This is a genomic window from Rudaea cellulosilytica DSM 22992 (assembly GCF_000378125.1).
Classification (GTDB): Bacteria; Pseudomonadota; Gammaproteobacteria; order Xanthomonadales; family Rhodanobacteraceae; genus Rudaea; species Rudaea cellulosilytica.
Map to the genome: position 1 here is coordinate 287,904 of NZ_KB899242.1, position 22,729 is coordinate 310,632.

The window sequence follows — 22,729 nt, forward strand, 5'->3', positions numbered from 1 at the left end:
GGACGAAATACCTAGCCGCGCGGCGTCGCACCGGTCTGCTCCAGCCACAGCCGGCGCAACTGACGCGCGGAGCCGAGTCCCGCCATCGTTGCCGCTGCCTCGACGCTGACTCCGGTCGCAAGCGCCTGTCTGGCCAACGCATAGCGCAGACGCGCGTGGTAGTCGCGCACCGACAAGCCCGTGGCGTCACGGAAATGCCGCGTCAGCGTGCGCACGCTGACGTGCGCGCGTGCGGCGAGGCGCGGCAACGGCCAATTCTCGTGCGCAGCTCGCGTGAGTGCATCCTGCGCGCGATGGATGCCGGCATCCATGTGATTGCGTCCGTCCAGCCACGGCGACAACGCGACGTCATCCGGCGCGCGGCGCAGATAGACGACCATGTGCCGCGCGACTTCGACCGAAAGCTGCGGGCTGGCGAGTTCGGCGATCAAGTGCAGGGCGAGATCGATACCGGCGGTGATGCCGGCACTCGTGTAGCAGCCGCGGTCCTCGACGAAGACGCGGCTGTCGAGTACCTGCGCGCTTGGCGCCTCGCGGCGCAGCGCTTCGATCTCGAGGTGATGCGAGGTGCAGCGCCGGCCATCGAGCAAGCCGGCACGCGCGGCGAACAGCGCACCCGCGCAGACGCAGGCGAAGCGTCGCGGCGTACCGCCGACATCACGCAGCCAGCGCACCAGCGCGCGCCCGGGCTTCGAGGCGAGCGCCGCCTCGTCGTTCGTGGAACCGCAGACGATCAGCAAGTCGTCGGCTTGCAGCGCCGCGGGCAATGTCTCGACGCGGCCGAGCGTCACGCCGAGCGACGTAGTCGCCGCGACTTCGGCAGCGGCGACGCGCACGCGGAACGCGCCGCCGCGCAGCGCGGCGATGCGGAACGCCTCGGCGGGCCCGGCGAAATCGAGCAGGACCAGATCGGGCGGCAGGACGAACCAGACGTCGATCGGTTTCACCCTGCATGCATCACTCGTGCGCAAGCGCATCCTCCACGCTCGCGATGCGCGCGAAGCGGCCGCGCAGCACGAGCTCGGTACGCTCGCGGATGTCCTGAGCGCTGAAGATCTTGCCGCTGCGCGGGTCGGTCATCGGAAAAGTCAGCGTCGCCGCGCCGACGAAATCGACTTCGTAACCGAGATCGGACGCGACGCGCGTCGTCGTTTCACAGCACTGCTCGGTGCGGATTCCGGCCACGACGACGCGACGGATTCCACGCGTGCGCAGCCAATGATCGAGTCCGGTGTCGGTGAACGCGTTGTGCACGTGTTTGACGAATTCGACCGCGTGCGTTTTCGGCATCCACTCCATCGGCTTCACCAAACCACTTTCGCGCGAGAACGGACCTTCGCCGTCTTCGTGCAGAATGCGCACGACCGGCCAACCCTTCGCCGCGGCGCCTTCGATCAGCTTGACGATGTTCGCGCGGAACGCCGGCACGTCTTCGTCGCGCCAATAGTCGCGCGCCGGGAATGATTGCTGCACGTCGATGCTCAGTACGGCGGTGTCGATTTTGCTCATGCTAGACTCCTGGTGGTTTCGAGGTGCCGCCATCTTGGATTCTTCGCTCGCCGCTTTCGAGCCGGTTTCGAGACCAGTATGGGACAATCCAGGCCAAATTTCCTCTGCGCCTAATTTACGACCGCAAACGATCACCCACGCCATGCTCACTCCGCCCATCGACCTGCAGAAATGGATCGTCGCCCATCGTGACGAGCTCAAGCCGCCAGTCGGCAACAAATGTATCGTCGACGGCGATTTCATCGTGATGATCGTCGGCGGCCCGAACGCGCGCAGCGACTACCACTGGGACGAAGGCCCCGAGTTTTTCTACCAGATCGAAGGCGAGATGGTGTTGAAGGTGCAGGACGACGGTCATGCGCGCGATATCCCGATCCGCGCAGGCGAGATGTTTTATCTGCCGCCGCGCGTGCCGCATTCGCCGCAGCGCATGGCCGGCGGCGTCGGCCTCGTCATCGAGCGCAAGCGGTTACCGCAGGAAAAGGACGGGCTGCTGTGGTTCTGCGCGAACTGCAACCACAAGCTGTACGAGGAATATTTCCACCTGCACAGCATCGAGCGGGATTTTCCGCCCGTGTTCGAGCGTTACTACCGCTCGCTCGATGCGCGCACGTGCAAGACTTGCGGCCACGTCGCCGACGTTCCGGCGAAGTACCGTCAGCAAACCGAGTTCTAAACGCGGATCAACGCGGACGGAATTTTTCCCGCCCGCGTTCTCTGCCTTCCACCTGGGTCAATTGCTCTTGACCCTCACGGCCCATTCGCGGGCCGCACCGGAATCGGCACGCTGCACACGTCGATGTGACCCAGCGGCACTTTGTAGAAATCGTCGATGCGGTTGCGCCGCGATTCGATCAGTGTGCTGAAGGCCGGCGTGTCGGTGCGCAAGATTTCGAGATTCGTCCGTTCGGCGGCCGGGACATCGGCGGCCACGCGCACGCGCTCGATCTTCATGCGCTGCTCGGGCTTGTCGTAAAAGCCCATGGCCGCGCTGCCACGCGGCAGGCTCGAAAGCAGTTCCATGCCCTGCACGACGCGTCCGACCGCGGTGATGTTGCGTTCGAGCCAGCGCGCCGGACCGATCACGGCATAGAGTTCGGTGCCGCCGCCCGAATCGGCATCGAGATCGCGGCCGACGCCGACCGTGCCATAACAATGCGTCAGCCAGGCTTGGCTGAGCTTCGGATCGCGCGCGCTTGGGAAGTCACCGCTGAACCCGGTCTGTGCCGCCCAGCCGTCGGGATCCGGCAGACGCACGAACGGCAGCTTGTCGCTCAGCGGCACCGAGAACTCCGCTTTCAGCTTGCGCTTGGCGGTCTTGATCTGGCGCGGCTGATTCGGCTCGCCGCTGCGCGCGTCGGCGTAGGGATCGCCCCATTGCGCGACGTAGTTGTCCTGCACGCGCAGGATCGCGAGGCCGTCGAAATATCCTTCCTTGACCAGCGCCTTGATGTTGGCGACATGGTTCGGTGCGAACTCGGGCGCCAGTTCGATGACGACGCGGCCGGATTTGAGATCCAGATACAACGTGTTCGCCGGATCGAGTGCATGCCAGTCGGAGGGTTTGGATTCCTTGATGACATCGGCCATCGTCGGTGGCTTCTTCGCCGCAGCGTCTGCGGCGAGCACTGCGCCGGCGCTCAGACAGGCCAATACGACGGCGGCGGCAACGCCAAGCCGGCGGAATTTCGTTTTCATTGCGCTCCCCTTCTTCGAAAAGTTATTTCTTCGCGTCGCGCGACTCGGTCGCAAGCATGCCGAGGCGCACCATGCGCTCGACCTGCACGCCATCGCGGCTGATCGTCAACGTCACGCGCTTACCCATGTTCGCGCGCAATTGATTCTGGAAATCGGCGCGGTCATGTACGTCCTTGCCGTTGAGCTTGAGCACGAAGTCCCCGGTGCGCAGATTTGCCTCCGCCGCCGGCGTGCCGCCGATCACCGAACCGATCTGGACGCCGCCGCCGACTCCGAGTTTCTTCGTCTCGTCCGCGGTCAGGTTGCGGAACTGTGCACCGAAAGGCAGCCTGTAGCGCACGTAGTAGGTGGCGACGAGCGCGGCGCGCGCAGTCCCCGATTCGTCAGTGCAGGCCGCCGTCATTTCCTCAGCGAGCTTCGCGCCCGCCTTGTCGTCCGCAGGCAGAACATAAATGAGGGTCTTATCCGCAGCCACGCGAATGCCCATGCGCTGCGCCCAGTCGCGTGCCGCCGCGTCGGCGTCCGGATAACAGCCCGTGCCGATGCGTACGAAACTCTTCGCGACGAGCTTGCGTTCGTCGGCACGAATGCCGACGCCGTCGACGATCTCCGGCGTCTGCGGTGCCGGCGCCGCACGCAATTCGGCAACGAGTTCGGCGCCGTGGCCGGGCATGACTATGTAATGGCCCGGCTCGGCGACAGCCGCCGAAGGCGGCACGCCGGGCTCCTGCCTCTCGGGTGTCCTGCGCAGCACTGCGCAACCGCCTAGCGACAGCAACGAGGCCGCGGCAACGATCAGGCCGCAAAATTTCACCATGGACAGAATCCGCATACGCGGCGATAGTAGCGCTTTGATCGTTAAGTTCCCATGTCGCCCGCCGTCCACGCCGATTCGAAGCACGCATTGCGCATTGCGCAATTCCAGATCCACTTCTGCGTGCTGCTGTGGGGCTTCACCGCTATCCTCGGCAAGCTGATCTCGCTGCCGGCGCTCGCGCTCGTGCGCTGGCGCATGCTAATCGTTGCGCTCGCGCTGCTGTTCGTGCCGAAGGTGTGGCGCGGGTTATGCGCGATCTCGCCACGCCTGCTGCTGGGCTATGCCCTAGTCGGCTTCTTCGTCGCGCTGCACTGGCTCGGATTCTACGCCTCGGTGAAACTCGCGAACGCCTCGGTCGCCGCGACCTGCATCGCGATCGCGCCGATATTCCTCGCCGTGATCGAACCGTGGGTGACGCGGCGGAAATTCCGCTGGCATGAACTGTGGATAGGCGTCGGCGTCGTCCCCGGCGTCGCGCTCGTGGTCGGCGGCATACCTGACGAGATGCGCCTGGGCGTGCTTGTCGGCGTAGTCTCGGCGTTCTTCTGCGCGCTGTTCGGCGCGTTGAACAAGCGTCTGGTCGATCATGCCGATCCGTTCACGGTCACTGCGATCGAACTCGGCACTGGTGCAGTCATTCTGTGGCTGATCGCCTCGATCATTCCGCACGAAGGCAGCGTCTTCGACTTGCCGAATCTACACGACGCGTTCTTCCTGGCCGTGCTGTCGATTGCCTGCACGCTGGTGCCGTTCACCTTGTCGCTCGTCGCACTGCGGCACCTGTCCGCGTTCGCGGTCGAGCTGGCGGTAAACCTCGAGCCGGTCTATGCGATTCTGCTCGCGATTCCATTGTTCGGCGAACAGCGCGATCTCGATGTTTCGTTCTACCTTGGTGTTGCGATCATCATCGGCGCCGTGCTCATCCATCCCGTGCTCGAGCGGCGGCGGCCGCATCGGGTCGAAACCAATGTCGCCGGGGCGGTTGACTAGGGGCGTTTCCACCACCAAATTCAATAGCAAGACCCGGAGTGCTTGCGATTATGCGCGTCTCTAAGCTGCGTCCATCCCCACGGAAACCCCAAGGAACGCAGATGAACGCTATGCTGAAAACCACCGCCTTCGCCAAGGTCGAAGCCGATCCGCGCTGGGCGGCCGTCGTATCCAAAGACGCGACCGCCGACGGCACCTTCTACTACTCGGTCAAGACCACCGGTGTTTACTGCCGCCCGTCCTGCGGCGCGCGCCTGGCGCGGCCGGAGAACATCGCTTTCCACGCCTCGCGTGCGGACGCGGAGAAAGCCGGCTATCGCCCATGCAAGCGCTGCAAGCCGGAGCAGCCCTCGCTGGCCGAGCAGCACGCGGCGACGATCACCGCAATCTGCCGCTGGATCGAGGATGCCGACGAGGCGCCGAGCCTGGGCACCCTCGCCGACCAAGCGGGCATGAGCCCGTATCATTTCCATCGCGTGTTCAAAGCCATCACCGGGGTGACACCGAAGGCCTACGCTACGGCGCATCGCGCGCAGCGCGTGCGCGACCAGCTCAGCCGCGGCACACGTGTTACCGATGCGATCTTCGATGCAGGCTACAACTCGAATGCGCGCTTCTACGAGCAGTCGAACGCCTTGCTTGGGATGACGCCGAGCGACTGGCGCCGCGGCGGCACCAACGCCGAAATCCGCTTCGCGATCGGCGAATGCTCGCTCGGCGACATCTTGGTTGCGAGCAGCGCGAAGGGCGTGTGCGCGATCCTGCTCGGCGACGATCCGGATCGGCTCGCACGCGACCTGCAGGATCAATTCCCGAACGCGCAACTGATCGGTGATGACGCGCAATTCGCCAAGCTCGTCGCCCGCGTCGTCGGCTTTGTCGAGGCGCCGCAACAAGGACTCGATCTGCCGCTCGACGTGCGCGGCACGGCGTTCCAGCAGCGCGTCTGGGAAGCGCTGCGCAAGATTCCCGCCGGCTCGACTGCGAGCTACAGCGAGATCGCCGAGCGCATCGGCGCGCCGAAGTCCGTGCGCGCCGTCGCGCAGGCCTGCGCGTCGAACAAGATCGCCGTGGCGATTCCCTGCCATCGCGTCGTGCGCAACGACGGTGCGCTGTCGGGTTATCGCTGGGGCGTCGAACGCAAGCGCGCGCTGCTTGAGCGCGAGGCGCACGCATGACGGCTCCGGCTTTCGGAGGCGTCGACGTCTCGCTGGACACCCGTATCGACCACCTGGACTGGCCGCGCATCGAGAGCGATCTCGATGCGCGCGGGAATGCGCTGGTGGAAGGGCTGATCGAGCCGGAACGCTGCGCCGAACTCGCCGCACTGTACGCCGACGACTCGCGTTTCCGCAGCCGCGTCGTGATGGCACGCCATGGCTATGGGCGCGGCGAATACCGCTATTTCTGTTACCCGCTCCCGAAAACAGTGGCGACGCTGCGCAGTGCGTTCTATCCGCACCTCGCGCCGATCGCGAACCGTTGGAATGCGGCGATGGAAATCTCCACGCAGTATCCGCTGGCGCACGAAGATTATCTCGCCCGCTGCCATGCCGCCGGACAGATTCGTCCGACACCGCTGCTGCTGCAGTACGGCGTCGACGACTACAACTGCCTGCATCAAGACCTGTACGGCGAGCACGTCTTTCCGCTGCAAGTCGCGATCCTGCTCTCCGAACCACAGCGCGATTTCGATGGTGGCGAATTCGTGCTGACCGAACAGCGGCCGCGCATGCAGTCGCGTCCGGAAGTCGTGCCGCTTCGCCAGGGCGACGGCGTGATCTTCGCCGTGCATCATCGCCCCGTACAGGGCGCGCGCGGCGTCTATCGGGTCAACTTACGCCACGGCGTCAGTCGCGTGCGCCGCGGCAGACGGCACACGCTGGGCGTGATCTTTCACGACGCAGGCTGAACCCGCGTCCCTCGAATCGGCTAGCCGACGGGCGGACGCGGCAAGATGGTGCGCTGCGCCGGTCCGCAGGTTGACGGCATATTATTACCGAGCCCTTCGTTGTCATGCGCGAACGTCACCGAGGTCTGATCGCCGTTGCGCGTCACGACCACGACATAGATGCTGTCGTAGTCATCACCGGGCCACACCGGCACGACGCTCGAGTCACCGCCGTAGTGCTTGACGATATTGGAGGTGAGCGTGACGAGCTCGTTGTGCTCCCAGGCAAGGAAGACGGTGACATTCTGATACTTCGACTTGGCCAGTTCGGATTCGACCTCGTCGATATCGCTCTTGCCGTACTTGAGATCGACAGTTACCCCAGCCGCGACAGCCGTCGGTTCGATCGTCGCCAACGCGCGCAGGTACCAATAGTCAACGCCGCTGTCGTCCTGTTTTTCCTTCGGCGCGACGGCGAACACGTAACCCGGTATTCCGTATTTCGAAATAAGGATATTCGGCAAGGCGGCAGCGCGATTCTGGCCTTGGCAAGTCAGCTGACCGTTATCTACATTCGCGGGCTTCTCGCCGTGGCGGACAAAAACAAGCGTCTCGACCGTCGGAGTCGCCGCCGACGTCACGCCAACGGCGGATGAAAGAAGAAGCATGGCGACGGCAGCACGCACGGAATAACGCGACATCTTCACCTCGCTGTGGAATGTCCCCCCGCGACTGCGGTATCGGACGGCCGTCGATACGGCCGTCACGATACTGTCATAGGTTTTCTTGCGGCGGCCTGACGAAACTCCTTCGGCCGGATGATTGCTCAGCCGCCATTCACCAACAAGGCATTGACGCGACGCACGTAAGCGGCGGGATCATCGAGCTGCGCGCCTTCGAGGATCTGCGCCTGTTCGAGCAGGAGCAGGCCGAGGTCGGCCGCACGCGCATCGTCGCTCTCGCTTTCAAGACGCTTGACCAACGCATGCATCGGATTGATCTCGAGCACGGGCTTGGCCTCGGGTATGTCGTGGCCGGCCTGCTTGAGCAGGCGCTGCATCGCCGGACTCATGTCGTGTTCGTCGAGCACGAGTACCGACGGTGAATCGGTCAGGCGTGCCGATACGCGCACGTCGCGCACGCGTTCGCCGAGCAGCGCCTTCAATTTTTTGACCACGCCTTCGGCGGCCTTTTCGGCCTCCTTGCGCTTCTCTTCGTTCGCACCGCCGAACTTAGACAGGTCGAGATCGCCCTTGGCGACGTTGCGCAGTTTCTTGCCGGCGTATTCGGTCAGGTAGTTCGACAGCCACTCGTCGATGCGATCGACCAGCAGCAGTACTTCGATGCCGTGTGCCTTCAACGCTTCGAGTTGCGGGCTGCCTTTGGCCGCGGCATAACCGTCGGCGGTGAGGAAGTAGATGTCGTCCTGGCCGGCCTTCATGCGACCGATGTAGTCGTCGAGCGAGACGGTCTGCGCAGCGCTGCCAGTATGGGTCGAAGCGAAGCGCAGCAGCTTGGCGATGCGCTCCTTGTTGGCGAAGTCTTCGGCCACGCCCTCCTTGACTACCTGACCGAACTCCTTCCAGAAAGTCGCGAACTTTTCCGGCTCGTCCTTCGCCAGCTTGTCGAGCAGGTCGAGCACGCGTTTGGTGCAAGCGGCCTTCAGCTTCTCGAGATTGCGATTCTGCTGCAGGATCTCGCGGCTGACGTTGAGCGGCAGGTCGTCGGAATCGACCACTCCGCGCACGAAGCGCAGATAGGCCGGCAGCAACTGCTCGGCCGCGTCCATGATGAAGACGCGCTTGACGTAAAGCTTCAGCCCCTTGCGCTCGTCCCGACCGCCGCCCATGAAATCGAACGGCGATTTCGCCGGAATGTAGAGCAGCGAGGTGAAATTCTGGTTGCCCTCGACGCGGTTGTGCGTCCACGCGAGCGCGTCGTTGAAGTCGTGCGAAATATGCTTGTAGAAATTCTGGTATTCCTCGTCGCTGAGCTCCGACTTTGGCCGCGTCCACAGCGCGGAAGCCTGGTTGATGACTTCCCACTCATCGGTCGGTTTGCCGTCCCGATTTTCATCAGCTCGGTCGACCGGCATGCGGATCGGGAAGCCGATGTGGTCCGAATAGCGCGCAACGAGGCTGCGCAATTGCCAGGCGTGCAGGAACTCGTCCTCGTCGGCCTTGAGGTGCAGCGTGACCAAAGTGCCACGCTCGGCGATGTCAAGTGTCTCCAGCGTGTATTCGCCCGTGCCGGCCGATTCCCAGCGCACGCCGGTGGCGGCATCCTCGCCGGCCTTGCGCGTAGTCAGCGTCACCTTGTCGGCAACGACGAAGGCGGAATAGAAACCCACGCCGAACTGACCGATCAGCTTCGCATCGGCCTTCTTCTCGGCCGACAATGCTTCGAGATACTTGCGCGTGCCCGAACTGGCGATCGTGCCGATGTTGGCGACGACTTCGTCGCGCGTCATGCCGATGCCGTTGTCGCGAATCGTCAGCGTGCGCGCGTCCTTGTCGACGCTGATATCGATGCGCAGTTCGCTGGCGCCGCTCAGCAGTTCGGGGTTGCCCAGCGCCTCGAAACGCAGCTTGTCGCAGGCGTCTGAGGCATTCGAAATCAGCTCGCGCAGAAAGATTTCCTTGTGCGAGTACAGCGAATGCGTGACCAGGTGCAGGACCTGGGCGACTTCGGCTTCGAATTTGTGCGTTTCAGCGGTTGCGGTCACGGATTGAACTTCCTTATCAATGAGTTGCGGGACGAATAGGGTCGGCGACCGCGCTTTTCAAGCAGCCTGTCATCAATCGGGAACAATAGCAAAACAAGATGGGCGTCCCGGCCTGAGGACATGCCACCGTGAGCACCGTTGCCGCCGATTTTATCGCTCCTGCTTCGCCACGCCCGGCCCTGGACCACAAACCGGGCTTCGCGACCATCGCCCTGTTTCTCGCCCTGCTGGTCCTCGGCCTGAGCTACACCGCCTGGAGCCTAGTCAACGACATCGGCGGCACGGGCGTACGCACCACGACCTGGCTGCCGTTCATTCTGCTCGGCATCGCGCTGCTGATCGCGCTCGGCTTCGAATTCGTCAACGGCTTTCACGACACCGCGAACGCCGTGGCGACGGTGATCTACACGCATTCGCTGCCGGCCAACGTCGCGGTGGTCTGGTCGGGAATGTTCAATTTCCTCGGCGTGCTGTTCTCCTCGGGCGCGGTCGCATTCGGGGTGATTTCGCTGCTGCCGGTCGAGTTGATTCTGCAGGTCGGCTCTGGCGCGGGCTTCGCGATGGTGTTTGCGCTGCTGATCGCGGCGATACTGTGGAATCTCGGCACGTGGTACCTCGGACTGCCCGCCTCGTCGTCGCACACGCTGATCGGCTCGATCATCGGCGTCGGCATCGCCAACGCGCTGATGCACGGACGCGACGGCACCAGTGGCGTCGATTGGGCGCAGGCGACGAAGATCGGCTGGTCGCTGCTCGTCTCCCCCCTCGTCGGCTTCATCTGCGCGGCGCTGCTGCTGCTCGTGCTCAAAGCTTTCATGAAGAACCGCGAGCTGTATCAGGAACCGAAGGGCAACACGCCGCCGCCGTGGTGGATCCGCGGCCTGCTCGTGCTCACCTGCACGGGCGTCTCGTTCGCGCACGGCTCGAACGACGGCCAGAAAGGCATGGGCCTGATCATGCTGATCCTGATCGGTACCGTGCCGATGGCCTACGCGCTCAATCGCGCCATGCCGGCAGATCAGATGACGCCGTTCGTGGCAATGGCGACGACGACGCAAACCTCGCTCGCGAAGTATGCGGTGGGTCCGGCACCGGCCGATTCGCGCAAGACTCTGTCCGAATACGTGCGCACGCGCGCCTGGAACGACCAAGTCGTGCCGGCACTCGGCGCGATCACCGGCGATATCGCCAGTCAGGTCAAGGCGAGCGGCACCTTCGCCCGGCTGCCGGCCGAAGCAGTGGCCAACGTGCGCAACGACATGTACCTCACCTCGGAAGCGATGCGCTTCCTCGACAAGGACACGCATTCGGCGATCTTCGACCCGGACACGAAAAAGAACCTCGTCGCATTCAAAAAGCAGATCGATGATGCGACCAAGTTCATCCCGCTCTGGGTGAAAGTCGCCGTGGCCATTGCCCTCGGCCTCGGCACGATGATCGGCTGGAAGCGCATCGTCGTGACGATCGGCGAGAAGATCGGCAAGACGCATCTGACCTACGCGCAGGGCGCCAGCGCCGAGCTCGTCGCGATGAGCACGATCGCCGCGGCCGACATGTACGGCTTGCCCGTGTCGACTACGCACGTATTGTCGTCGGGCGTCGCCGGCGCGATGGCGGCAAACAAATCTGGCCTGCAACTCGGCACGCTGCGCAACCTCGCCATGGCCTGGGTGCTCACGTTGCCGGCGGCGATCCTGCTGTCGGGGACGCTGTATTGGTTGTTTACGCGGATTTTCTGACCACTCGCCTTCGTTCGTCATTTCCAGGAGAAATGGAAGTCCGGTTTCATTCGGGCTTTAGATTTTCCGAGGCCGCGTCCCTTCCGTTTGCCGCGCGCGTCCCACGCGCGGGTCACTTTCTCTTGCTTGTGCAAGAGAAAGTAACCAAAGAGAACACACCCCGGATGCCGCGCTGCATACGGCAGTCCGCGAGGACAGGCCGGGGTTCGTTGATTGAACATCCCTGTCCAAGCAACGAACTCGCGCGCATCCTGCGCGCGACCTTTCAGGCATTTCCGTCCTGCCCTCGCCGCGGCAAACGGGGACCCAAGGTCAAGAGCAACGGCGTGCGGGGCTTTTTGCTTCTGCGCGCAGGTGCGCGCTGCTTCGGCTTTTCCGGGTCCCCATTGCATTGCGGCGGCAGCGGACGAAAAGGCCCGAAGGGGGCGCGCGAGGATCGCGCGCATTCCGCTATTGCACATGGACGTGCAATTAGCGGAACCCGGCCGCTGACGCGGACCTGTCGGGCCGGATGCCCGACAGGCGCAATGCTCTGGGGCGTGTCTCTTTGCTTACTTTCTCTGCACGAGCAGAGAAAGTAAGCCGCTCGTCCGCAGGACGAGTGGAAGCCCTTGCTCTTAAGCACAGGTACGCGGAAACGACGAGCAAACCAGAAAGCCAGCGCAGCGCCAACCCCAGAAAAGACAAAGCGGCCGCCATTTCTGGCGGCCGCTTTGGACGAGGAGCACAGACGCGACTCAATGCTCCAAGAGGTTATCCGGCGACCCCGCCGGAATGTTCGGAAATTACTCTGCGCCGGCCGCACCGTGCTTGGACAGGTCTTCCTGGATGCGCGCCGCCTTGCCTTCGAGACCGCGCAGGTAATACAGCTTGGCACCGCGAACCTTGCCGCGACGCTTGACGTTGACCGAGTCGATCGTCGGGCTGTGCGACTGGAACACGCGCTCGACGCCGAAACCGTGGGAAATCTTGCGCACCGTGAAGGCCGAGTTGAGGCCCGCGTTCTTCTTCGCGATGACTACGCCTTCGTAGGCCTGTACGCGCTCGCGGTTGCCTTCCTTGACCTTGACGTTGACGACGACCGTATCACCCGGGCTGAACTCGGGCAGTTTGCGGTTGATCTGAGAAGCTTCGAATTGTTGGAGGAGGTTCATGACACGGGTCACTCAAGTTGGATGGGATTATATGCCTAGATTTGGGCCGCTCTGACGACCCACTTCACTACTTTTTCGTATCTTTCTGAAATTCAAGCAAAAATAAATTTTCTTCCGGTTTGAGCATCGCCCTGGCCAGAAGCTCGGGGCGACGCTGCCAGGTACGTCCAAGTGCCTGTTTCCGCCGCCATTTCGCGATCGCCGCATGGTCGCCGGACAACAGCACCGCAGGCACCTCGCCGAGCTCGTGCGTGACCGGCCGCGTGTAGTGCGGGCAGTCGAGCAGGCCGTCCGAGAACGAATCCTGCTGCGCCGAGGCGGCGTCGTTGAGCGCGCCGTCCTGCAGCCGTCCGATCGCATCGATCAGCACCGCCGCGGCCAGCTCGCCACCCGAGAGCACGTAGTCGCCGATCGAAATCTCTTCGTCGACTTCGTGCTCGATCAGGCGCTCGTCCACCGCCTCGTAGCGCCCGCAGAGGAGGATCAACCGATCTTCCTTCGCGAGTTCACGCACCTTGTCCTGGGTAAGCCGCGTTCCCTGCGGACTCAGGAAAATCGTCCGAACCGGCCTCGGATCCGCCGCCCGCGCCGCGCGCAATGCGTCGCGCAACGGCTCGATCAGCATCACCATGCCAGGGCCGCCTCCGAACGGTCGCTCGTCCACGCGCCGATAAGCATCGGTCGCATAATCGCGCGGATTCCAGCCATGCACGTCGAGCAAACCACGATCCTGCGCCCGCCCGACCACGCCGACCCTGGCCGCCGCGTCGACGAACTCCGGGAACAGCGTGATGACATCCACCCGCACGGCTAGAACTCCGCATCCCAGTCGACGACGATCCTGCTGCCGTCGATGTCGACTTCCTTGACGAACTGCTCGGTGACAAACGGTACCAGCCTCTCGCGTTCGCCGTCCCTGACGACGAGAACATCGTTGGCGCCGGTCGAGAACAGGTGGCTGACCTTGCCAAACGCGATGCCTTCGAGGTTGAAGACATCGAGTCCTTCGAGATCGACCCAGTAGTACTCGCCCGGTTTCGGCTTCGACAGCGCAGAACGCGATATGCGGATCTCCGCGCCGATCAAGGCCGCCGCGGCATCGCGGCTGGCGACGCCGGGCAGATGGGCGACGATGCCCTTGCCCTGCGTCCTGCCCTTCACGTTCGCGTACTCGACCATCGCATCGGCGGAACCGACGAACCAGGGCGAGTATTTGAAGATCCGCGCACGGGGGTCGCTGTACGACTCGAGCTTGACCCAGCCTTCGACGCCGTACAGGCCGACGATCTTGCCGAGGACAAGCTTCTTTTCGTCTCGCGCGGCCATCGCAGCGGCCTGCGCGGCGATCAGGCCGCGGCCTTCGCCTGCTTGCCAGCTTCCTTGATGAGCGCGCGCACTTTCTCGCTCGGCTGGGCGCCTTTGGCGATCCAGTTGCTGACGCGATCGAGATCGAGCTGCAGGCGGACTTCCTTGCCGGCCGCGACCGGGTTGAAGAAGCCCACGCGCTCGATGTTGCGACCGTCGCGCGCCTTGCGCTCGTCGGCAACGATGACGTGGTAGAACGGACGGCCTTTGGCGCCGCCGCGGGAAAGACGAATCTTGACCATGTTTATTTCTCGAGAATTTATCGGGTACGTTTGTGTTCCCTTGCGCCGGCCGCGACACACGCGGCGCGCCCGCAGAGCGGGCAACGGCAGTTCGGGAACTGCGTATTTTAGCTAAATCTGGGAAAAAATAAAGGTTTTCAGCGACGTGGCCAGAACAAAGGCCGAATTCCGGAGTTTTCCGCCTGCCGCGTCAAGCCTTATCCCGCGTTTCAAACACGCATTGACAAGGCTGCGGGGCGTGAACACACTCGCACGTCCCGCGCGCCGGGCGCTCCGTATTGCATTTCGCTCCAGGAATCTGCCTTGACTGCCACGCCCGCCGCCTCCGACGTCCCCTTCATCGCCGCCGACGTCGGCGGCACCCACGCGCGCCTCGCCCTCGTCCGCTTCACCGCAGCCGGCAGCGTGTCCATCCTGCACTATTCCGAATACATCTGCGCCGAATACCCCGACCTTGCGACTATCCTGCGCACCTTCATCGAGACGCACGGCGACGCATCCACGGTCAGCGCCGCGATCGCGATTGCCGGCCTGCAGGTCGGCGACAGCCTGATCAATCCGAACCTGCCCTGGCACGTGTCGCTGTCGCAGACGCGCCAAGCCGCACATTTAAAAGAGTTGGCGCTGATCAACGATTATGAGGCGCTGGCCCATGCCGCGCCGCACATCGATCTTGCTTCTGCGGAGTTGCTGAGCGGCCAGCTGGTCGATCCGGCGACCGTGACCACGCTCGTGGTCGGCCCGGGCACGGGACTCGGCCAGGCCGTGCGCATCCCGCACAAGCCGCGCCCGGTCGTGATCACGAGCGAAGCCGGTCACGCCGCACTTGCGCCGGGAAACGAGCTCGAACTGAATATCCTGCGCGAGCTGTTCAAGCGCTGGCCGCACGTCGATCGCGAACGTGCCGTATCGGGTCCGGGCCTGCTCAATCTCTACGAATGCATCTGTACGCTGCATGGCGTGCCGGCGCTGCTGAAGACGCCCGCCGAAGTCACCGCGGCCGCGCTCGCCCACGCCAACCCGCAGGCAGTGACCGCGCTGAGCGTATTCTGCGGCCTGCTCGGCAGCCTGATCGGCGATCTCGTACTTGCCTACAATGCGCGCGCCGTGTTCCTCGCCGGCGGCATTCCCTCGCGCATCCGCTCGTTCCTGCCGACCAGCAACTTCGTCGCGCGCTATCACAACAAGGGTGCGCTCGGCGACGTGATCAAGCACGTGCCGATCTGGCTGATCGAGCACGGCCAGCTCGGCTTGATCGGCGCGGCAGCGTGGTATCAGGATCATCGCGCGGATGCGTGAACGCGGCCGCGCCGCGCCAAAGAAACAGCCACATGAAAATTCTCGTCACTGGCAGCAGCGGCCATCTCGGCGAAGCGCTGATGCGCAGCCTGCGCGACACGCAACATGACGTCGTCGGCATCGACATCCTGCCTTCCGCGTACACGGACAAAGTGGGCTCTATCGCCGATCGCGACTTCGTGCATGACTGCATGCGCGGTGTCGACGCGGTGCTGCACGCGGCGACGTTGCACAAGCCGCACGTCGCCACGCACGCACGCCAGGATTTCGTCGACACGAACGTCAGCGGCACGCTCAACCTGCTCGAAGAAGCCGTTGCCGCGAAAACGAAATCTTTCATCTTCACCAGCACGACGAGCGCATTCGGCGACGCACTGACTCCGCCCGCAGGCGCGCCGGCCGCGTGGATCACCGAGGATGTGACGCCGATCGCGAAGAACATCTACGGCGTCACCAAGCTCGCCGCCGAGAACCTGTGCCAGTTGTTCCGGCGCAAGTTCAGCCTGCCCTGTCTCGTACTGCGCACTTCGCGCTTCTTTCCCGAGGCGGACGATAGCCGCGAGATGCGCGAGAATTTTATCGACGCCAATATCAAAGCGAACGAGTTCCTCTATCGCCGCGTCGACGTCGCCGACATCGTCGACGCGCATCTGCGTGCGATCGACAAGGCGCCGACGATCGGTTTCGGCCGCTACATCATCAGCGCGACGACACCGTTTTCGCGCGACGACCTGCCTGCCTTGCGTAGCGATGCGCCATCTGTGTTGCGTCGCCTGTTCCCTTCCTACGCGGAAGAATACGCACGCCGCGGCTGGCGCATGTTCGACACCATCGATCGCGTCTACGTCAACGACCTCGCACGCCGCGAACTCGGCTGGCAACCACGCTACGACTTCGGCTATGTGCTCGAGCGCCTGCACGCAAGCGAGGATTTCCGCAGCCCGCTCGCACAAGCGATCGGGTCAAAGGGATATCACGAGGAAGTGTTCGAAGAAGGCCCGTTTCCGGTCGACTAAACCTCGCTGCCCGAAATGCGCTATGCGTATTCCTCAACGGAACCGCCGATCCAGGTCGCAGCGACTTTCAATTGATCGTCGAGTGCGACCAAATCTGCCGCGTAACCGGGCGCAATGCGGCCGTGCGTTGCGCCCAGGCCAATGAATTCCGCCGGATAAGTCGAGGCCATGCGCACCGCCTCGTCCAACGGCACATCGAGCCAAACGAACGTGTTACGCACCGCCTGCGCCATATCGAGCACCGAACCGGCGAGCGTGCCATCGGGCACGGTGAGCAGGCCGTCGCGCGCGGTCGCGACCTCGCCGTTGATGCGGAAGGAGGGATTGTTCGAGCCGACCGGCGGCATCGCGTCGGTGACGAGGATGATCTTGCCGCGTGGCTTGGCGTCGAGCGCGACGCGCAGCGAAGCCGCATGCACATGATGCCCGTCGACGATCACGCCGCACCAGCTCATGCGATCGTCGAGCGCGGCGCCGACGACGCCCGGCTCGCGCCCGTTGAGCGGCGTCATCGCATTGTAGAGATGGGTGAAACCACGCACGCCGAGATCGAGTGCGGCGCGTGTTTCATCGTAACTGGCCGCGGTATGACCGGCTGCGACGATCACGCCGCGCGCGACGAACTCGCGGATCACCTCGGCCGGCACGCGGTCGGGCGCCAGGGTCAGCAAGGTCTTGCCGTTGCGCAGCGACGCGGCCATCGCGATCTCGTCCGCGCCGGGAACACGGAACTTGCTCGCGTCATGCACGCCCTTGCGCGCCGGCGCGAGATAAGGGCCTTCGAGATGAATGCCGAGCACGCCCGGTACGTGTTGTTCGATCGCGGCGTCGACCGCGGCGATCGCGCGCCACATGACTTCGGCATCGTCGCTGATTAATGTCGGCAACATGCCGGTCGTGCCGAAGCGTCGATGCGCCTGCGCGATGCGGCGCACCGCATCGACGCTCGGCTCGTCGTTGAACAGCACGCCGCCGCCGCCGTTGACTTGCGTATCGATGAAGCCGGGAACGAGCTTGGCCCCGCGCAGGTCGTGCGCGTGTTGCGCACGTGCGCGTGCGAGGGATTCGTCGGCGATGTCGGTGATGCGCCCGTTTTCGATCAGCACCGCAAGCCCGTCGCGAAAACCCTCTTCGACAAGCACCTTGGCGTTTACCAGCGCGGTCGTTGTCATCTGGGCACCTCGAAAAATCTACTGTGCTCGATAATTTGCGCGCCGGCGGTGCTCGGAATCCTCACATACTCTACGTATGCTCCGGTTCCTGCGCGCCGGCGACTCACAAATTCTCTTCGCTCGCTACGCTTTTTCGAGTTGCCCATCACACGGTTCTCGTGACTTTATTCAGATGCGGCGGCACGTCGGGATTGTGCCCGCGCGCGATCGACAATGCATTCGCCGCCTTGTAGAAACCCTGCACCGCGATCAACGGCGCGCAGACCGGATGCGGCGCGGCGGCGACCGGCAACCGGTGTGCCTGCGCCGGATCGGACGAGGTGACCCACACCTTCGCGCCGCGCGTGGCGAATTCGTCGGCGACTTCGCGTATGCCGGCGATGGACTCGTCCTGCTGGGTCAGGAACAGGACCGGGAAATCGCGACCGACCAAAGCCATCGGCCCGTGTTTCACCTCGGCAGAACTGAACGCCTCGGCATGCAGGCCGCAGGTTTCCTTGAGCTTGAGCGCGGCTTCCTGGGCCGCGCCGAGGCCGAGGCCACGGCCGACGACGAAAAGATCGTTTGCGCCGACCAGCCCGTTCACGAGCGCCGACCAATCCATTGCCCAGGTCGCACGCATCGCTGCGGGTGTCGCCTGCAACGCCGAGTACAGCGCCTCGTCGCCCTTCCAACGCGAGGCTATATGCACCAGCGCGGACAAGGCGCAGAGATAGCTCTTCGTCGCTGCGACACTGAGTTCCGGTCCTGCACGCAACGGGACCACGGTGTCGGCGACCTTGGCCAGCGGCGAGTCCTCGACATTGACGAGCGCGACGACGTGCGCGCCGGCCTCACGCGCACCGCTCGCCGCGCGTACGAGATCGGGGCTGCCGCCCGACTGCGAAATCGCGATGTAGAGCGCGCCGTCCAACTGCTGCTTTGAGTGATAGATCGAACTGATCGAAGGCGATGCCGAGGCGGTCATCAGACCGACCTGCGTCTCGAACACGTACTTGCCGAACGTGGCCGCGTGATCCGAGCTGCCGCGCGCGCAGGTGACGATGAAGCGCGGCGGTGCGGCCTTGAGCTTGTCGACCAGCCCGGTAACGATGCCGTCGTTGGCAACAAGCTGGCGCGCGATCGCATCGGCGCTCTCGCCAGCCTCGTGGAACATCTTAGTCTCGTTCGGCTTCAGCATTGGCGTGACATCGTTGTCATTTGAGTTCGGCATGGTAGCGGGAATTCGGCTCGATGGGTACGCAAAGCCTCTACTCGCCGTGCAGTTCGGCGACGAAATCGTAGGCGTCGCCGCGATACAGCGAGGTGGTGAACTCGACCACGCGCCCGTCGTCGAGAAACGCACGGCGTTCGATCGCCAGCGCCGGACTGCCGGCATCGCAATCGAGCAACTTCGCTTCGTCGGCGCCGAGCGCGACCGCGCGCAGGCGCTGCAGCGCGCGTGTCGGCCGGCAACCAATCTGCGCAAGCGCATCGTAGAGCGACAGCTTGATCGCATTCGGATCGGCGATGACCGTGGCCGGCACCACCGTTGATTCGACCGCAAGCGGTTTGTCGTCGGCAAAACGCAGGCGGCGCAGACGGATCACGTCGGCACCCGGCGAAAGATTGAGTGCCATCGCCTCTTCCGGCGTGACTTCGCCGACGCCGCGTTCGAGGAATTTCACGCGCGGCTTGAGCCCACGCGCGCGCAGATCGTCGGTGAACCCGGTCAGCCGCGAAAACGATTTGACGATGCGCTCGGCAACGAAGGTACCGGCGCCGTGGCGCTGCGTCAGCAGGCCGTCTTCGACGAGCCCGCCGATCGCCTTGCGCACGGTCACGCGCGACAACGCGAGTTTCTTCGCCAGATCGCGCTCGCTCGGCAACGCCTGCCCCGGCGGAAACGCACCGGACTCGATCGTGTTCTGGATCGCGCGACGCAGGCGCAAGTACGCGAGCGAACGTTGCGCGTCGCTGCCGCCGCGGTCGAGTTTCCGGTATTCGCCGTACAAGGTTGCTTGCATGCCACAATCATACCAATAAAATACCACTTTGGCCAATGGCGCTTTGCTCTCGTTCGCTGCACTTCCGTATGCGCACTCAGCCATGTGCGAAGAATCCCGCAGCGTATGGCGCCTGTCGTCATTCCCACGAGGTGGGAATCCAGCTCTTTCTTTGATCTTGCGTCTATGGAGCAAGTGCTTCCACTCGCCCTTCGGGCGAGCGTTTCACTTTCTTTGCTTGCACAAAGAAAGTAAGCAAAGAAATGCACCCCAGAGCATTGCGCCCGGCGCGCGTCCCGCGCTCCGGGTCCGCATCAGCGGCCGGGTTCCGCTAATTGCACGTCCATGTGCAATAGCGGAATGCGCGCGGTCCTCGCGCGCCCCCTTCGGGCCTTTTCGTCCGCTGCCGCCGCAATGCAATGGGGACCCGGAGAAGCCAAGAGCAGCGCGCGTCCTGCGCGCAGAGCAGAGGCCAGAGCAAGGCGCCGCGCGCCGTTGCTCTTGATCCTGCTATTGATTTTCGGGTCCCCGTTTGCCGCGGCGAGGGCGGGACGGAAATGTCCGCAGGAGCGCGCGCACGACGCGCGCGAGTTCGTTGCTTGAACAGGGATGTTCAATCAACGAACCCCGGCCTGTCCTCGCGAACTGCCGTAGGCAGCGCGGCATCCGGGGTGCATTTCTTTTGGTTACTTTTCTTTGGGCAAGCAAAGAAAAGTAACCCGCGCGACGGACGCGCGCGGAAAAGCGGACGGACGCGACTTCGACAGCGCGTAGCCGTAGCATCAATGCAGTCTGGATTCCGTCATTCCCTGCCGGAATGACAGGCTGCAGCAAAGCGGGCGTCAGCGCTATTGGCAATCAGTGGTATGAAAGTGGTATCATCTAAAAATCCAATAGAATTTCAGCACAAAACTAAGGTCCCGGAGCACCCCAGTGGCAGAAATGAAAGTGGTCGATCTGTTTGATCTCGTGATCTTCGGTGGCACCGGCGATCTCGCCATGCGCAAGCTCCTGCCGGCGATGTACCGGCGCTATGCCGATGGCCAGATTCCGCCCGACAGCCGCATCATCGGCGTCGCCCGTACCAAGGACACCGACGAGTCGTATCGCACCAGCGTGCGCGCGGCGATCGCGCAGCACGTGAAGAACGCCGATGCGGAAACCGTCGACCACTTTCTCGCGATGGTGCACTACTTCGGCCTCGACGCGACCCAGGACGACGGCTGGAACGAATTCGAAACCGACCTCAAGTCGCGCAAGGGTCGCGTACGCGTGTTCTACCTGTCGACAAGCCCGAGCCTGTTCGTCGCGATCTGCGACCGCCTGCGCGCGCACGGCCTCAACGGCGACGACGCGCGCGTGGTGATCGAGAAGCCGATCGGCAGCGACCTCGCCAGCGCAACGGTAATCAACAACGATGTCGCCAGCGCGTTCGACGAAAAGCACGTGTTCCGCATCGATCACTATCTCGGCAAGGAGACGGTGCAGAACCTGCTCGCGCTGCGCTTCGGCAACGTGCTGTTCGAGCCGCTGTGGAACGCGCGGCGCATCGACCACGTGCAGATCACGGTCGCCGAGACGGTCGGCCTGGAGAAACGCGGCGCCTACTACGACAACGCCGGCGCGCTGCGCGACATGGTGCAGAACCACATTCTGCAGCTGCTCTGCATGGTCGCGATGGAAGCGCCCGCCTCGCTCGACGCCGACGCGGTGCGCGACGAGAAGCTCAAGGTGCTGCGCTCGCTCAAAGCCATCGACCAGAACAATGCGATCCTGCACACCGTGCGCGGCCAGTACCGCGCCGGCGCGAGCAACGGCGGCGCGGTGCCGGGCTATCTCGAAGACCTCGGCAAGCCGAGTTCGAACACCGACACCTTCGTCGCGATCAAGGCCGAGGTCGACAACTGGCGCTGGGCCGGCGTGCCGTTCTACCTGCGCACGGGCAAGCGCCTGCCGGCGCGCGTGTCGGAGATCGTCATCGAGTTCAAGGAGATTCCGCATTCGATCTTCCTGCCCTCGGCCGGCCCGATCGCGCCGAACAAACTCGTGTTGCGCCTGCAGCCTGATGAAGGTGTGAAGCTGTGGCTGATGATCAAGTCGCCAGGCCCCGGCGGGCTGCGCCTGCAGGAAGTGCCGCTCGACATGAGTTTCGCCGAAGCATTCGGCGTGTCGCAGCCCGACGCCTACGAGCGCCTGTTGCTCGACGTCGTGCGTGGCAACCTCACCTTGTTCATGCGTCGCGATGAAGTCGAGGCGGCATGGAGCTGGGTCGATCCGATTCTTGCTGCATGGAAGGCGAGTCCCGAAGCGCCCAAGCCCTACACCGCGGGCACCTGGGGACCGAGCGCGTCGGTCGCGCTGATCGAACGCGACGGCCGCACCTGGCACGACGCGGACACGAACGACGCATGAGTACGCTCGACTACCAGCGTTTCGCCGATGGCGCGCAACTCGCCGAGGCGCTTGCCGTCGCGGTCGCCGACAATCTTGCGCAAGGTATCGCCACCCGCGGTCGCGCCCTGCTCGCGGTGTCGGGCGGCAAGACGCCGCTGCGCTTCTTCCACGCCCTTTCGCAACGATCGCTCGACTGGAACAAGGTTGTTGTCACCCTGGTCGATGAACGCTGGGTGCCGGCCGACGATGCGCGCTCCAATGAAGCTTTCGTGCGCGCCAACCTGCTGCAAGGTGCCGCCGCCGCCGCGGGATTCGCGCCGCTTTACCAAGCCGGCATCGCGACGCCCGAGGAAGGTGTACACGCGGTCGCCGCACGCATCGCCATGCTCGACCTGCCGTTCGATGCACTCGTGCTCGGCATGGGCGAGGATGGACACACCGCGTCGTTCTTCCCCGGCGGCGACAAGCTCGCCGAGGCGACCGATCCGCACGGCGATGCGCTGGTTCTGCCGATGCGCGCTCCCGGCGCGGGCGAACCGCGCATCACGCTGACCCTGCCGGCGATCCTCGACAGCCGCGCGATCTATCTGCACATCGAAGGCGAACGCAAGCGTGAAGTGCTCGAAAGCGCGCGCTACGTCGCCGCCACGAACCGCGCCTATCCGATCAGCGCCGTGCTCGGCAACGCGCACGCGCCGGTTCGGGTGTATTGGTGCCCTTGAGTCCCGAGAAA

Annotated in this window: 22 protein-coding genes; 9 read left to right on the plus strand and 13 right to left on the minus strand. The window is 63.9% G+C overall.

The genetic code is table 11. The features are described from left to right. Nucleotides 1–11 precede the first annotated feature (11 nt). A complete protein-coding gene (locus tag F455_RS0111115; RefSeq protein WP_026293294.1) occupies nt 12–947 on the minus strand; it encodes a GlxA family transcriptional regulator in 936 nt (311 codons plus the stop codon). A 10-nt stretch (nt 948–957) separates the two neighbouring features. Continuing rightward, the gene (locus F455_RS0111120) at nt 958–1,509 is read right to left on the minus strand and encodes an isochorismatase family protein (RefSeq protein ID WP_018973365.1); all 552 of its coding nucleotides are present in this window, start codon (nt 1,507–1,509) and stop codon (nt 958–960) included. 142 nt (nt 1,510–1,651) lie between these two features. On the opposite strand from F455_RS0111120, the gene F455_RS0111125 reads away from it, so the two are divergent. Next, nucleotides 1,652–2,185, plus strand: coding sequence for a 3-hydroxyanthranilate 3,4-dioxygenase (locus F455_RS0111125; RefSeq protein ID WP_018973366.1), 534 nt, complete (start codon nt 1,652–1,654; stop codon nt 2,183–2,185). Between the two features lie 74 nt (nt 2,186–2,259). On the opposite strand, the gene F455_RS0111130 is transcribed toward F455_RS0111125, so the two are convergent. Further along, the gene (locus tag F455_RS0111130) at nt 2,260–3,207 is read right to left on the minus strand and encodes a peptidylprolyl isomerase (protein ID WP_018973367.1); all 948 of its coding nucleotides are present in this window, start codon (nt 3,205–3,207) and stop codon (nt 2,260–2,262) included. A 22-nt stretch (nt 3,208–3,229) separates the two neighbouring features. Next, a complete protein-coding gene (locus F455_RS0111135; RefSeq protein WP_018973368.1) occupies nt 3,230–4,024 on the minus strand; it encodes a PDZ domain-containing protein in 795 nt (264 codons plus the stop codon). A 51-nt stretch (nt 4,025–4,075) separates the two neighbouring features. Here F455_RS0111135 and F455_RS20580 point away from each other — a divergent pair, with 51 nt between their 5' ends. The 3 genes from F455_RS20580 to F455_RS0111150 all read left to right on the plus strand — a co-directional run bounded on the left by F455_RS20580 (nt 4,076) and on the right by F455_RS0111150 (nt 6,926). Next, the gene (locus tag F455_RS20580; RefSeq protein WP_018973369.1) at nt 4,076–5,014 is read left to right on the plus strand and encodes a DMT family transporter; all 939 of its coding nucleotides are present in this window, start codon (nt 4,076–4,078) and stop codon (nt 5,012–5,014) included. Between the two features lie 110 nt (nt 5,015–5,124). Then, entirely contained in the window at nt 5,125–6,192 is a 1,068-nt protein-coding gene (gene ada / locus F455_RS0111145) for a bifunctional DNA-binding transcriptional regulator/O6-methylguanine-DNA methyltransferase Ada (RefSeq protein ID WP_018973370.1), read from the plus strand. Next, entirely contained in the window at nt 6,189–6,926 is a 738-nt protein-coding gene (locus F455_RS0111150) for a 2OG-Fe(II) oxygenase (RefSeq protein WP_018973371.1), read from the plus strand. Before ada ends, F455_RS0111150 begins: the two co-directional genes overlap by 4 nt. Before the next feature lie 20 nt (nt 6,927–6,946). Here the strand turns inward: F455_RS0111150 and F455_RS0111155 are convergent, their stop codons facing one another. Both F455_RS0111155 and htpG read right to left on the minus strand, forming a co-directional pair. After that, the gene (locus F455_RS0111155) at nt 6,947–7,606 is read right to left on the minus strand and encodes a histidine phosphatase family protein (protein WP_018973372.1); all 660 of its coding nucleotides are present in this window, start codon (nt 7,604–7,606) and stop codon (nt 6,947–6,949) included. Nucleotides 7,607–7,731: 125 nt separating this feature from the next. After that, nucleotides 7,732–9,630, minus strand: a complete 1,899-nt coding sequence (gene htpG, locus F455_RS0111160; RefSeq protein ID WP_018973373.1) for a molecular chaperone HtpG — start codon at nt 9,628–9,630, stop codon at nt 7,732–7,734. A 128-nt stretch (nt 9,631–9,758) separates the two neighbouring features. On the opposite strand from htpG, the gene F455_RS0111165 reads away from it, so the two are divergent. Further along, on the plus strand, nt 9,759–11,369 hold the full coding sequence (locus F455_RS0111165; RefSeq protein WP_018973374.1) for an inorganic phosphate transporter: 1,611 nt from the start codon (nt 9,759–9,761) through the stop codon (nt 11,367–11,369). A 785-nt stretch (nt 11,370–12,154) separates the two neighbouring features. Here F455_RS0111165 and rplS read toward each other — a convergent pair. From rplS to rpsP, 4 genes are all read right to left on the minus strand, one after another. Beyond that, nucleotides 12,155–12,523, minus strand: coding sequence for a 50S ribosomal protein L19 (rplS, locus tag F455_RS0111170; protein ID WP_018973375.1), 369 nt, complete (start codon nt 12,521–12,523; stop codon nt 12,155–12,157). Nucleotides 12,524–12,590: 67 nt separating this feature from the next. Further along, nucleotides 12,591–13,271: a tRNA (guanosine(37)-N1)-methyltransferase TrmD gene (gene trmD, locus F455_RS0111175; protein WP_245539993.1), complete on the minus strand. Its 681-nt coding sequence runs from the start codon at nt 13,269–13,271 to the stop codon at nt 12,591–12,593. Between the two features lie 62 nt (nt 13,272–13,333). Continuing rightward, nucleotides 13,334–13,849: a ribosome maturation factor RimM gene (gene rimM, locus F455_RS0111180; RefSeq protein ID WP_018973377.1), complete on the minus strand. Its 516-nt coding sequence runs from the start codon at nt 13,847–13,849 to the stop codon at nt 13,334–13,336. Nucleotides 13,850–13,869: 20 nt separating this feature from the next. Beyond that, nucleotides 13,870–14,130: a 30S ribosomal protein S16 gene (gene rpsP, locus F455_RS0111185; RefSeq protein ID WP_018973378.1), complete on the minus strand. Its 261-nt coding sequence runs from the start codon at nt 14,128–14,130 to the stop codon at nt 13,870–13,872. A 303-nt stretch (nt 14,131–14,433) separates the two neighbouring features. On the opposite strand from rpsP, the gene F455_RS0111190 reads away from it, so the two are divergent. Then, nucleotides 14,434–15,429 carry a glucokinase gene (locus F455_RS0111190; RefSeq protein ID WP_018973379.1) on the plus strand — a complete coding sequence of 332 codons (996 nt, stop codon included), beginning with the start codon at nt 14,434–14,436 and terminating at the stop codon, nt 15,427–15,429. 32 nt (nt 15,430–15,461) lie between these two features. Then, entirely contained in the window at nt 15,462–16,445 is a 984-nt protein-coding gene (locus F455_RS0111195; RefSeq protein WP_020684076.1) for an NAD-dependent epimerase/dehydratase family protein, read from the plus strand. A gap of 20 nt (nt 16,446–16,465) precedes the next feature. Here F455_RS0111195 and nagA read toward each other — a convergent pair whose 3' ends face one another. The 3 genes from nagA to F455_RS0111210 all read right to left on the minus strand — a co-directional run bounded on the left by nagA (nt 16,466) and on the right by F455_RS0111210 (nt 19,623). Further along, a complete protein-coding gene (nagA, locus tag F455_RS0111200) occupies nt 16,466–17,617 on the minus strand; it encodes an N-acetylglucosamine-6-phosphate deacetylase (RefSeq protein ID WP_018973381.1) in 1,152 nt (383 codons plus the stop codon). Between the two features lie 145 nt (nt 17,618–17,762). Beyond that, nucleotides 17,763–18,797, minus strand: coding sequence for an SIS domain-containing protein (locus tag F455_RS0111205; RefSeq protein WP_026293297.1), 1,035 nt, complete (start codon nt 18,795–18,797; stop codon nt 17,763–17,765). A gap of 70 nt (nt 18,798–18,867) precedes the next feature. Further along, entirely contained in the window at nt 18,868–19,623 is a 756-nt protein-coding gene (locus F455_RS0111210) for a GntR family transcriptional regulator (RefSeq protein ID WP_018973383.1), read from the minus strand. A 921-nt stretch (nt 19,624–20,544) separates the two neighbouring features. Between F455_RS0111210 and zwf the strand changes: the two genes are divergently transcribed. Both zwf and pgl read left to right on the plus strand, forming a co-directional pair. Next, complete coding sequence (zwf, locus tag F455_RS0111215; RefSeq protein ID WP_018973384.1) at nt 20,545–22,014, plus strand: glucose-6-phosphate dehydrogenase; 1,470 nt, start codon at nt 20,545–20,547, stop codon at nt 22,012–22,014. Beyond that, nucleotides 22,011–22,718 carry a 6-phosphogluconolactonase gene (gene pgl / locus F455_RS0111220; RefSeq protein WP_018973385.1) on the plus strand — a complete coding sequence of 236 codons (708 nt, stop codon included), beginning with the start codon at nt 22,011–22,013 and terminating at the stop codon, nt 22,716–22,718. The genes zwf and pgl overlap by 4 nt, the downstream gene beginning before the upstream one ends. Nucleotides 22,719–22,729: the final 11 nt, after the last annotated feature.

Bases quoted from the DNA above. Each gene is read 5' to 3' on its own strand.
- F455_RS0111120 (WP_018973365.1), bottom strand. From the start codon at position 1,509: ATGAGCAAAATCGACACCGCCGTACTGAGCATCGACGTGCAGCAATCA.
- F455_RS0111125 (WP_018973366.1), top strand. From the start codon at position 1,652: ATGCTCACTCCGCCCATCGACCTGCAGAAATGGATCGTCGCCCATCGT.
- F455_RS0111130 (WP_018973367.1), bottom strand. From the start codon at position 3,207: ATGAAAACGAAATTCCGCCGGCTTGGCGTTGCCGCCGCCGTCGTATTG.
- F455_RS0111135 (WP_018973368.1), bottom strand. From the start codon at position 4,024: ATGGTGAAATTTTGCGGCCTGATCGTTGCCGCGGCCTCGTTGCTGTCG.
- F455_RS20580 (WP_018973369.1), top strand. From the start codon at position 4,076: ATGTCGCCCGCCGTCCACGCCGATTCGAAGCACGCATTGCGCATTGCG.
- ada (WP_018973370.1), top strand. From the start codon at position 5,125: ATGCTGAAAACCACCGCCTTCGCCAAGGTCGAAGCCGATCCGCGCTGG.
- F455_RS0111150 (WP_018973371.1), top strand. From the start codon at position 6,189: ATGACGGCTCCGGCTTTCGGAGGCGTCGACGTCTCGCTGGACACCCGT.
- F455_RS0111155 (WP_018973372.1), bottom strand. From the start codon at position 7,606: ATGTCGCGTTATTCCGTGCGTGCTGCCGTCGCCATGCTTCTTCTTTCA.
- rplS (WP_018973375.1), bottom strand. From the start codon at position 12,523: ATGAACCTCCTCCAACAATTCGAAGCTTCTCAGATCAACCGCAAACTG.
- rimM (WP_018973377.1), bottom strand. From the start codon at position 13,849: ATGGCCGCGCGAGACGAAAAGAAGCTTGTCCTCGGCAAGATCGTCGGC.
- rpsP (WP_018973378.1), bottom strand. From the start codon at position 14,130: ATGGTCAAGATTCGTCTTTCCCGCGGCGGCGCCAAAGGCCGTCCGTTC.
- F455_RS0111195 (WP_020684076.1), top strand. From the start codon at position 15,462: ATGAAAATTCTCGTCACTGGCAGCAGCGGCCATCTCGGCGAAGCGCTG.
- nagA (WP_018973381.1), bottom strand. From the start codon at position 17,617: ATGACAACGACCGCGCTGGTAAACGCCAAGGTGCTTGTCGAAGAGGGT.
- F455_RS0111205 (WP_026293297.1), bottom strand. From the start codon at position 18,797: ATGCTGAAGCCGAACGAGACTAAGATGTTCCACGAGGCTGGCGAGAGC.
- F455_RS0111210 (WP_018973383.1), bottom strand. From the start codon at position 19,623: ATGCAAGCAACCTTGTACGGCGAATACCGGAAACTCGACCGCGGCGGC.
- zwf (WP_018973384.1), top strand. From the start codon at position 20,545: ATGAAAGTGGTCGATCTGTTTGATCTCGTGATCTTCGGTGGCACCGGC.
- pgl (WP_018973385.1), top strand. From the start codon at position 22,011: ATGAGTACGCTCGACTACCAGCGTTTCGCCGATGGCGCGCAACTCGCC.